Origin of the sequence: Microbispora siamensis (assembly GCF_016863095.1) — a bacterium.
In the GTDB taxonomy this organism is placed as follows: Bacteria; Actinomycetota; Actinomycetes; order Streptosporangiales; family Streptosporangiaceae; genus Microbispora; species Microbispora siamensis.
On sequence record NZ_BOOF01000073.1, the window covers coordinates 1 to 9,457 of the forward strand.

10 protein-coding genes are annotated in these 9,457 nt (G+C 73.4%); 6 read left to right on the plus strand and 4 right to left on the minus strand.

The genetic code is table 11. From position 1 onward, the window contains the following. Positions 1-636 (plus strand): hypothetical protein (locus Msi02_RS40495; protein ID WP_204053033.1); only part of this gene is annotated, 636 nt, incomplete at its 5' end. Between the two features lie 4 nt (positions 637-640). On the opposite strand, the gene Msi02_RS40500 is transcribed toward Msi02_RS40495, so the two are convergent. Next, a complete protein-coding gene (locus Msi02_RS40500) occupies positions 641-1,423 on the minus strand; it encodes an ABC transporter permease (protein ID WP_204053034.1) in 783 nt (260 codons plus the stop codon). Then, complete coding sequence (locus tag Msi02_RS40505) at positions 1,420-2,304, minus strand: ABC transporter ATP-binding protein (protein ID WP_204053035.1); 885 nt, start codon at positions 2,302-2,304, stop codon at positions 1,420-1,422. The genes Msi02_RS40500 and Msi02_RS40505 overlap by 4 nt, the downstream gene beginning before the upstream one ends. A 131-nt stretch (positions 2,305-2,435) precedes the next feature. On the opposite strand from Msi02_RS40505, the gene Msi02_RS40510 reads away from it, so the two are divergent. Genes Msi02_RS40510 through Msi02_RS40520 form a run of 3 tightly spaced genes read left to right on the plus strand, consistent with a single transcriptional unit; the run spans position 2,436 to position 5,753 of the window. Further along, positions 2,436-3,617 carry a sensor histidine kinase gene (locus Msi02_RS40510; RefSeq protein WP_204053036.1) on the plus strand — a complete coding sequence of 394 codons (1,182 nt, stop codon included), beginning with the start codon at positions 2,436-2,438 and terminating at the stop codon, positions 3,615-3,617. Further along, entirely contained in the window at positions 3,614-4,312 is a 699-nt protein-coding gene (locus Msi02_RS40515) for a response regulator (RefSeq protein WP_204053037.1), read from the plus strand. Before Msi02_RS40510 ends, Msi02_RS40515 begins: the two co-directional genes overlap by 4 nt. A gap of 13 nt (positions 4,313-4,325) precedes the next feature. Then, the gene (locus Msi02_RS40520) at positions 4,326-5,753 is read left to right on the plus strand and encodes a dihydrolipoyl dehydrogenase family protein (protein WP_204053038.1); all 1,428 of its coding nucleotides are present in this window, start codon (positions 4,326-4,328) and stop codon (positions 5,751-5,753) included. Here the strand turns inward: Msi02_RS40520 and Msi02_RS40525 are convergent. Continuing rightward, the gene (locus Msi02_RS40525; protein ID WP_079320901.1) at positions 5,750-6,388 is read right to left on the minus strand and encodes a nucleoside/nucleotide kinase family protein; all 639 of its coding nucleotides are present in this window, start codon (positions 6,386-6,388) and stop codon (positions 5,750-5,752) included. The two genes, Msi02_RS40520 and Msi02_RS40525, sit on opposite strands and share 4 nt — an antisense overlap. A 119-nt stretch (positions 6,389-6,507) precedes the next feature. On the opposite strand from Msi02_RS40525, the gene Msi02_RS40530 reads away from it, so the two are divergent. Both Msi02_RS40530 and cydB read left to right on the plus strand, forming a co-directional pair. Further along, positions 6,508-7,896, plus strand: coding sequence for a cytochrome ubiquinol oxidase subunit I (locus tag Msi02_RS40530; protein WP_204053039.1), 1,389 nt, complete (start codon positions 6,508-6,510; stop codon positions 7,894-7,896). An 11-nt stretch (positions 7,897-7,907) separates the two neighbouring features. After that, positions 7,908-8,882 (plus strand): cytochrome d ubiquinol oxidase subunit II, encoded by a 975-nt coding sequence (gene cydB, locus Msi02_RS40535; protein ID WP_079320903.1) that lies wholly within the window; start codon positions 7,908-7,910, stop codon positions 8,880-8,882. A 52-nt stretch (positions 8,883-8,934) separates the two neighbouring features. On the opposite strand, the gene Msi02_RS40540 is transcribed toward cydB, so the two are convergent. Further along, positions 8,935-9,342, minus strand: a complete 408-nt coding sequence (locus Msi02_RS40540; RefSeq protein ID WP_204053040.1) for a pyridoxamine 5'-phosphate oxidase family protein — start codon at positions 9,340-9,342, stop codon at positions 8,935-8,937. Positions 9,343-9,457: the final 115 nt, after the last annotated feature.

Genomic DNA, 9,457 nt, shown 5'->3' on the forward strand with positions numbered 1-9,457 from the left:
TCGGCCGCACTGCCGTACAACTGGCAGAACGACAGCGTCTCCGCCCTGCAGCACGCCGACCAGGACCAGCTGGCCGCGCTGCAGGACACGCCCGAAACGGTCGAGATCAACCGCGACGGCCAGGAGGGGGACAACAAGACGACGGTCTCCCCGCAGGTGGACAAGCGCGACGTGGACCGCTCCGTCGACGTGAACAAGGACGAGAAGAAGGACGAGAAGAAGGACGGCAAGCAGGACCGCCCGGCGCCCCGGCCCGTGGATCCCGGCAAGCGGCCCGTCACCGTGACGCCCACAGCCACGCCCACGCCCGCCGCGTCGAAGCCCGACCCTGCGCCGGTCGTGAAGCCGGTTGTGAAGCCGGTCGTGAAGCCCGCGCCCACGCCCACGCCTGCGCCGAAGCCCGTCGTGAAGCCGGTCGTGAAGCCCGTCGTGAAGCCCGTCGTGAAGCCGGTCGTGCAGCCGGCCCCGGCGCCCGCGACGTGCGCCCCCGCCTGCACGCCCGGTCTCCTCTCCCTGCCCCTGACCCTCTCGCTCACGGCGAAGGTGGCCCTCGGGGCGGACGTGAACGCGGGCACGACGGCGGCGAAGCCGGCCACCGCGACCACCGGGGCCTGCGTGCCGCTGAGCGCGAGCTGATCCGTCAGGCGTCCCTGCGGGCCAGCAGGACGGCGGCCACCGCGTACGGCACCGCCACCCAGGCGGCCATCACCGCGAGCGCGGCGAGCGGCGACAGGAGCGCGCCGCCGAGCGACTGGGGGTTGCCGGTGCCGGCCAGCTGGCCCGCCAGGGCGCCCGGGAGGATCGAGCCGATGCGTTCGTTCCAGGGCGCCGGGATGTTGTTGACGATGATCGGGACCACGTACCAGACCGCCACGAGCGTGGCGACGGCGGCGACGGCCGAGCGGGTGATCGCGGCCAGGCACAGGCCGAGCAGCGCGAACATCGCGATGGACAGGCTCAACGCGAGGAAGAGCGGCATCTGCCGGCTCAGCGCCTCGGCCGACTGCCCCCGGATGGGCCGGTCACCGATGATGAGCCGCCCGGCGGCGTACGTCGCGAGCACGGCCGCGAGCCCCGTGCAGAAGGCCACGACCGCGACGACGCCGGCCTTGGCGGCGAGCACCCGCCCGCGTGACGGCAGCACGGTGAACGTGGTGCGGATCATGCCCGTGCCGTACTCGCCGGAGAAGGCGAGGACGCCCAGCACGGCCAGGCACAGCGAGGCGAGCCAGTTGGCCAGCTCGGGCAGCGACGACACCTCGAGGCGGTCGCGCTGACCGGGCGGCAGGCCGTCCCACAGGTGGGCGGCGTACCAGGCCAGCAGGGCCATGAGGGCGACGACGACGCCGACGACGCCGAGGACGAGGGAGGTGGACCGGAGGGTGCGGAGCTTGAGCCATTCGGCGGCGAGGGCGTCGATCACCGGTCCGCCCCCTCTGCCGTGAGCCGCATGTAGGTCTCCTCCAGCGAGGCGCCGCGCGGGGTGACCTCGTGAAGGGGGATCGCGTGCCGGGCGGCGAGGTCGCCGATCTCCGCCTGGTCGAGGCCGCGCACCGACAGGCCTCCGCCGTCCTCGGCCGTGACCGTTCCGCCCGCGGCCGACAGTGCGGCGGCGAGGTCACCGGCGCGGCTGCTGCGGACGAACACGTCCCGTACGGCGGTCAGCTCCCGCATCGGGGTGTCCGCGATGAGCCGCCCACGGCCGATGACGACCAGATGGTCGGCGGTGAGCTCCATCTCGCTCATCAGGTGGCTCGACAGGAGCACCGTGCGTCCCTCGGCGGCGAGGCCGCGGAGCAGTTCGCGAATCCAGCGCACGCCGTCCGGATCGAGGCCGTTGACCGGCTCGTCGAGCAGCAGCACCGCGGGGTCGCCGAGGAGCGCGGCGGCGATCCCGAGGCGCTGGCGCATGCCGAGCGAGAATCCTGCGATCCGCTTGCGGGCCACACCGGCCAGGCCCACCTGCTCGATGACGGACACGACCCGGTCCCGGCCGATGCGGTTGGCGCGGGCCATCCAGCCGAGGTGCCCGAGGGGCGTACGGCCGCCCTGGACGGCGCCGGCGTCCAGGAGCGCGCCCACCTTCCGCATCGGGTGGCGGAGCCGGTCGTAGCGGCGGCCACTCACCAGCGCCTCGCCGCTCGCCGGGCGGTCCAGGCCGAGGATCACCCGCATGGTCGTGGACTTGCCCGCGCCGTTCGGCCCGAGGAACCCGGTCACGCGGCCTGGTTTCACGTGGAACGTCAGCCCGTCCACCGCGACCGTGCGTCCGAAGCGCTTGGTCAGCTCTCTGACTTCGATCATGCCCCGACGGTCTCGCGGGCCGCCCGTTCCCCGCGTCGGAGCGCGGTGCGATCTGCCGGGCGCGTCTCCGACCGTGGCATGACAGACCGGGGCAGGAGGCGGGCGTGCGCGCGTAAAGCTAGCGTGGGCGCGTGGACGATCCGGACGTGCGGCCGTTGTTCCCCCGGCCGCTGCGCCCCCGCGAACTGGTCGCGCTCGACGTGCTGGCCGGGCTGGGGTACGCGTTCGTGCTGGTCGTCAACTCCCCCGACCGGCACAGCGCGGCGGCATGGGCCCTGGTCGCCGCTATGACGCTGCCGCTCGCGGTCAGGCGGCGGTGGCCGCTGCCGGTCTTCTGCCTCGTCGCGGTCGCGTCCGTGGCGGCCATGGCGCTCGGCGTCGCGCGGGAACCGCTGGCCGCCGCGGCGTACGCGCTCTATCCGGTCGCGCTCACCACGCGGCGGCGCCGGTGGGAGCCGACTGCGGCGATCGGAGCGCTGACCGTCGGGGCGCTGCTGCTGGCGGTGCTCGGCGGCGTGGCGGCCGCTCCGGAGGCCAGGCGGATCGTGGAGACCGTCGTGCTCGGCTCGCTCGCGCTGGGCGGCGCGTGGACGATCGGGCGGGCGGTGCGGGAGCGCCGGGCGTACGCCGCGCGCCGGGCCGAGCAGGCCGCCGAGCACGCGGTGACCGAGGAGCGATTGCGCATCGCCAGGGAGATGCACGACGTGGTCTCCCACACGCTCAGCCTCATCGGGGTCAAGGCCGGGGTCGCCGCGCACGTGGCCGACCGGCGGCCGGAGGAGGCGTTGGAGGCGCTGCGGGTCATCGAGACCACGAGCAGACAGGCGCTGACCGAGATGCGGCACATGCTCGGCGTGCTGCGTACGGCCCCCGGAGCCGGCACTGGGGACACCGGAGCCGACACCGGCGCGCTGTCCCCGGCGCCGGGCCTCGCGGCGCTGCCGGACATCGCCGAGCGTGCGGCGGCCGCGGGCGTACGCGTGGACCTGGACGTGCGGGTGACGGACGGCCTGCCCCCGGCGCTGGAGCTGGCGGTCCACCGGATCGTCCAGGAGTCCGTCACCAACGTGGTCAGGCACGCGGCCCCGGCGGCCTGCCGTGTCCTGGTGGACGACGAGGGAGGACAGGTGCGGGTCGAGGTGACCGACGACGGGCCGGGCCGCCGGGTCCTGCCCGCCGGGCCGCCGGGACATGGTGTGATCGGCATGCGCGAGCGCGTCGCGGCGTACGGCGGGGTCTTCACGGCCGGCCCGCTGCCCGGCGGCGGGTTCCGCGTGCTCGCCCGCCTGCCGCTGGAAGAGGAGAGGACGTGAACGAGCCCGAGCCGATCCGGGTGCTGCTCGCCGACGACCAGGAACTGCTGCGCGGCAGCCTGCGCCTGCTGGTCGACAGCACGCCGGGGCTGGTCGCGGTCGGCGAGGCGGGCACCGGGGCGCGGGCCGTCGAACTGGCCCGCGCCGAGCGTCCCGACGTCGTGCTGATGGACGTGCGCATGCCCGGCATGGACGGCATCGAGGCGACCCGGCGCATCTGCGCTGAGGCATCGGGCGCGAAGGTGCTGATCCTCACCACGTTCGACCTCGACGAGTACGTCTACGCGGGACTGCGGGCCGGGGCGAGCGGGTTCCTGCTGAAGAACACCCCGCCCGCCGACCTGCTGGCCGCGATCCGCGTGATCGCCGCGGGCGAGGGGCTGCTGGCGCCGAGCGTGACGCGGCGGCTGATCGCCCAGTTTGCCCAGTTCACACAGTTCACCCGGACCGCCGCGGACCGGCCTCGACCCGGCCCTGTCCTCGACGGGCTGACCGGCCGCGAGCGTGAGGTGCTCACGCTCGTCGCGCGCGGCCTGTCCAACCTGGAGATCGCCGCGCACCTGCATGTGAGCACGGCCACCGTGAAGACCCACATCGGTCACCTGCTCGCCAAGCTCGGCGCGCGCGACCGGGCCCAGCTGGTCATCGCCGCCTACGAAGGGGGGCTCGTCTCCACGTCACGGCAGCACCCGTGACAGGGTGGAGCCCGTGGAAGTCTTCGATGTGATCGTGATTGGCGCTGGTCCGACGGGCGAGGTCGCCGCGGGACGGGTGGCGGCGGCCGGGCTGAGCACCGTCATCGTGGAGAGCGAGCTGGCGGGAGGGGAGTGCTCCTACTGGGCCTGCATGCCGAGTAAGGCGCTCCTGCGGCCGGTGGACCTCGCGGGAGAGGTGGGCCGGGTCACGGGGCTGCGGCTGGAGGGCGCAGGCGAGGGCCGGCCGATCGACGCCGCCGCGGTGCTGGCCCGGCGTGACGCCGTGGTCTCGCACTACGACGACGCGGGACAGGCCCGGTGGCTCGACTCGGCGGGCGTGACGCTCGTACGCGGCACGGGACGGCTCGCCGGCCCCCGGCGGGTCGAGGTCACGACGTCCGACGGCGGCACCCGGACGCTCGTCGCGAACCACGCCGTCGTGCTGGCCACCGGGAGCCGCCCGGTGATCCCGCCCGTGGCCGGTCTCGCCGCGGCCGAGCCGTGGACGAACCGTGAGGCGACCGGCGTGCGTGCCGTACCGGAGCGGCTCGTCGTGATCGGCGGCGGTGTGGTCGCGTGCGAGATGGCCCAGGCCATGCGCGGGCTCGGGGCCCGGGAGGTCACGATGCTCGTCCGGGGCGGCGAGCTGCTGACGAGGATGGAGCCCTTCGCCGGGGAGGCGGTCGCGCGGTCGCTGGCGGAGCAGGGCGTCGACATCCGCACGCACGAGAGCGCGGAGAAGGTCGAGCGGCCGGAGCCGGGCGGCGAGGTCACGGTGCGGCTCACGAGCGGGGGGACGATCACCGCGGACGAGATCCTGGTCGCCGCCGGTCGCCGGTCCGCCACCGGCGACCTCGGCCTGGCCTCGGTCGGGCTGCCGGAGTCCGGTCCGATCGAGGTGGACGAGAGCATGCGGGCCACCGGCGTGGCGGACGGCTGGCTCTACGCGGCGGGGGACGTCAACGGCCTCGCGCTCCTCACCCACATGGGCAAATACCAGGCGCGGGTGGCCGCGGACGTGATCGTCGCCCGTGCCCGGGGCGAGGCGGACGACCGGCCGGGGATGCGCGACCGCGCGGACCGCGCCGGGGCGCCGCAGGTGGTCTTCACCGATCCGCAGGTGTGCGCGGTGGGCCGCACGGAGGCGCAGGCCCGCGCCGAGGGCTTCGACGTGCGGGTCGTGGAGTACGACATGGAGCAGGTGGCCGGGGGCTACCTCCTCGGCGACGGCTACCGGGGCAGGGCCAAGGCGGTGGTCGACGAGCGCCGCCGGGTGCTGCTCGGTGTGACGTTCGTGGCCCCGGGGGCGGCCGAACTGCTGCACGCCGCGACGATCGCGGTCACCGCCGGGGTGACCCTGGACGACCTGTGGCACGCCATCCCGGCGTACCCGACCGTCGGCGAGGTGTGGCTGCGCCTGCTGGAGGCGTACGGGCTCTAACGACTGATCACGGCGGGGTGGCGCGGGTCCTCGACGCGGACGGCCACGTCGGCGGCCCGCACCGGGCCGGTCTCGCGCTCGTACCGCTCGTAGGCGGGCAGCGTCCACCGCTCCTCGGGCGGTGTGCGGCGGGCCAGCGCGGCGGCCGACATGGACAGGTGGACGGTCAGGTCGAACGGCAGGCCGCGTCCGAGCAGCAGCGCGCCGTCGAGCAGCACGACCCCGCCCGGCTTCAGCGTCACGTAGTCCGCGCGGGTGGCCCGGTCGCGCACGCTGTCCCACAGCGAGGGCAGCACCCTGCCCGTACGCCTGCCCGTACGGCCCGGCTCCAGCGGCCCGAGCACCTCGCGGACGAGGCCGCCCACGTCCAGCCACTCGTCGTAGAACACGTCGGGGTCGGTCCGGCCGAACTCCAGCCGCAGCGAGGCCGGGCGCAGGAACCCGGCCGCGGGCACCCGCAGGACCTCCCGTCCGCGCAGGCGCAGCGGCTCCACCAGGTCGTCGGCCAGCCGTCCCGGTTCGGCGGCGGGGGCGCCGTCCACGGCGACACGCACCCACGCGTCGCGCGGCCGGTCGGCGATCAGGTCGGCGAGTTCCTCCACGAGCAGGGACGGGGAGACGGGACGGGCACGCACGCCCCCATCATTTCCCACGAAGTGACCAAGGTCCTCGCGGGGCGGGTCCGGTAGCCCTGGGGCCGTGATCCGGGGCTGGGCCAGGCTTCAGACGTCCCTCATCAGCGTGTGGAGCCCACATGGACGTCCTGGATCTGTCCCGGTGGCAGTTCGGCATCACGACCGTCTACCACTTCCTGTTCGTACCGCTCACGATCGGCCTGTCGGTTCTCGTGGCCGGATTCCAAACGGCCTGGCACCGCACGGGCAACGCGGCGTACCTGCGGATGACGAAGTTCTGGGGCCGCCTGTTCCTGATCAACTTCGCGATGGGCGTGGTCACCGGCATCGTCCAGGAGTTCCAGTTCGGGATGAACTGGAGCGCCTACTCGCGGTTCGTCGGCGACGTGTTCGGCGCGCCGCTCGCGATGGAAGGGCTGATGGCCTTCTTCCTGGAGTCCACCTTCCTGGGCCTGTGGATATTCGGCTGGGACAAGCTGCCGAAGAGAGTCCACCTCGCGACCATCTGGCTGGCCGCGATCGGCACGAACATCTCGGCGTACTTCATCCTCGCCGCCAACTCCTGGATGCAGCACCCGGTCGGCTACCGGCTCAACCCGGCCACCGGGCGCGCCGAGCTCACCGACATCTGGGCGGTGCTGACCAACTCGACCACGCTCGCGGCGTTTCCCCATGTCATCTTCGGCGCGTTCGTGACGGCAGGCGCGTTCGTCATCGGCGTGAGCGCCTGGCAGCTCGCGCGCAGGCGTGAGGTGGACCTGTTCCGCGCCTCGGCCCGCGCCGCCCTGGCGGTCACGCTCGTCGCGTCGGCCGGAGTGATGCTGAGCGGCCACTGGCAGGCGCAGATCATGACGGAGCAGCAGCCGATGAAGATGGCCGCCGCCGAGGCCCTGTGGGAGGACGAGACCTCCGCGGGCTTTTCGATCTTCGCCGTCGGCGACGTGGAGAACGGCCGCAACCACGTCAACATCCAGATCCCCTACGGCCTGAGCCTGCTGTCCACCAACACCCTGGACGGGAAGGTCGAGGGCATCAACGACATCCAGGCGAGGTACGAGAAGACGTACGGCCCCGGCGACTACCGGCCCGTCGTCGGCCTCGCGTACTGGTCGTTCCGCCTGATGATCGGCTTCGGCGCGCTGGCCGGGCTGCTGGCGCTCGCCGGGCTGTGGCTGACCCGCCGCCGCAGGCTGCCCGGCAGCCCCTGGTTCTACCGGATCGGCGTGCTCGGCATCGGGCTGCCGTTCCTGGCCAACACGCTCGGGTGGATCTTCACCGAGATGGGCCGCCAGCCGTGGACCGTGTTCGGCGTCATGCGGACCGCCGCGGCCGTCTCACCCGGCTCCGACGTCGGCGAGGTCGCCACCACCCTGGTCGGCTTCACTCTGGTCTACGCCGTGCTCGCGGTCATCGAGGTCCGCCTGCTGCTGAAGTTCATCCGCAAGGGGCCCGAGCCCGAGGACGCGGTCCACCAGGACGAGCCCGCCCTCCCGGCCCTGTCGTACTGAAGGACGCATCCATGGAACTCACCACCGTCTGGTTCCTGCTCATCGCCGTCCTGTGGACGGGCTATTTCGTGCTGGAGGGATTCGACTTCGGCGTCGGCGTCCTGCTGCCGTTCCTCGGCCGCGACGAGGCGGAGCGCGGCACGCTCGTGCGCGCCATCGGCCCGGTCTGGGACGGCAACGAGGTCTGGCTGCTGGTCGCGGGCGGCGCCACGTTCGCCGCCTTCCCCGAGTGGTACGCCACCCTGTTCAGCGGCTTCTACCTGCCGCTCTTCCTGGTCCTGCTGGCCCTGATCGTGCGCGGGGTCGCCCTGGAGTACCGCTCGAAGAGCGACAGCACCCGGGGCTGGGACCGCGCGTTCTTCTGGGGCTCGCTCGGCCCGGCCTTCCTGTGGGGCGTGGCCTTCGCCAACATCGTGCGCGGGGTCCCGCTGGACGCCCGGCACGAGTACACCGGCGGCCCGCTCGACCTGCTCAACCCGTACGCGCTGCTCGGCGGCGCGGCCACGCTGGCGCTGTTCACCCTGCACGGCGCCGTGTTCACCGCGCTCAAGACCACCGGCGAGCTGAGGGAGCGGGCCAGGACGGCCGCCCGCTGGACCGGTCTGGCCGCCCTCGTGCTGGGCGGGGCGTTCCTGCTGGTCACGCAGCTCATGACCGGCACCGCGGGCACCTGGGCGAGCGTGGCGGTCGCCGCCGCCGGAATCGCCGGCGCGCTCGTCGCGACGCTGCGCGGCCGGGACGGCTGGGCCTTCGCGGCCAACGCCGCCGCCGTCGTCGCGGTCACCGTCACGCTCTTCGGCGGTCTGTGGCCGGACGTCATGCCCGCGCTCGACCCCGCCAACAGCCTGACCGTCCACAACGCGGCGTCCACGCCGTACACGCTGGGCGTCATGACCTGGGTCGCGGCGATCTTCACCCCCGTGGTCCTCGCCTACCAGGCGTGGACCTACTGGGTGTTCCGCCGCCGGCTGACGGTCACCCGATGACGCACGCGAGAACGCCCGCCTCGGGAGACGAGGCGGGCGCTCTTCGCGGGTGCTATCGGTTGAGCCGGCGGCCGGAGATCTGCTCGGGGGCCATCACGATGAAGTGGTCACGGGTTCCGGGCACCCACGGCGTGAGCGGCAGCGCCGACAGGCGGGCGATCTCCTCCGGGTCGCAGACCGCGCGGGCGTGCCCGACCGCGGTCACCGACCAGCCCGTACGGAACGCCGCGTCGAAGTCGTCGGCCTCGAAGGCCACGACGGCGTTGCGCGCCGCGGCGGCGAGCTTCGAACCGGGGGCGGTGCGGATGACGATGTTCCCGTCGAGCAGGCAGAAGTTGACCGGCTGGACGGCGGGGAGGGCACGATCGGTGAAGACGATCCTGCCGATGGGGGCGGAGGCCAGCAGGTCCAGGCATTCCCCTCCGCTGAGGATCTCCAGGCCGGCCGAGTCGAGCTTCATGTCTGCAAGCCTGCGGGATCGACCGCCACGCGGGTTAGGGACGAAGGTCCCGTCGTGGACGTCGATCGGCCCGGCTCAGCTCTCCTGCCCGGCCTTGAGGCGGGCGGCGAGCGCT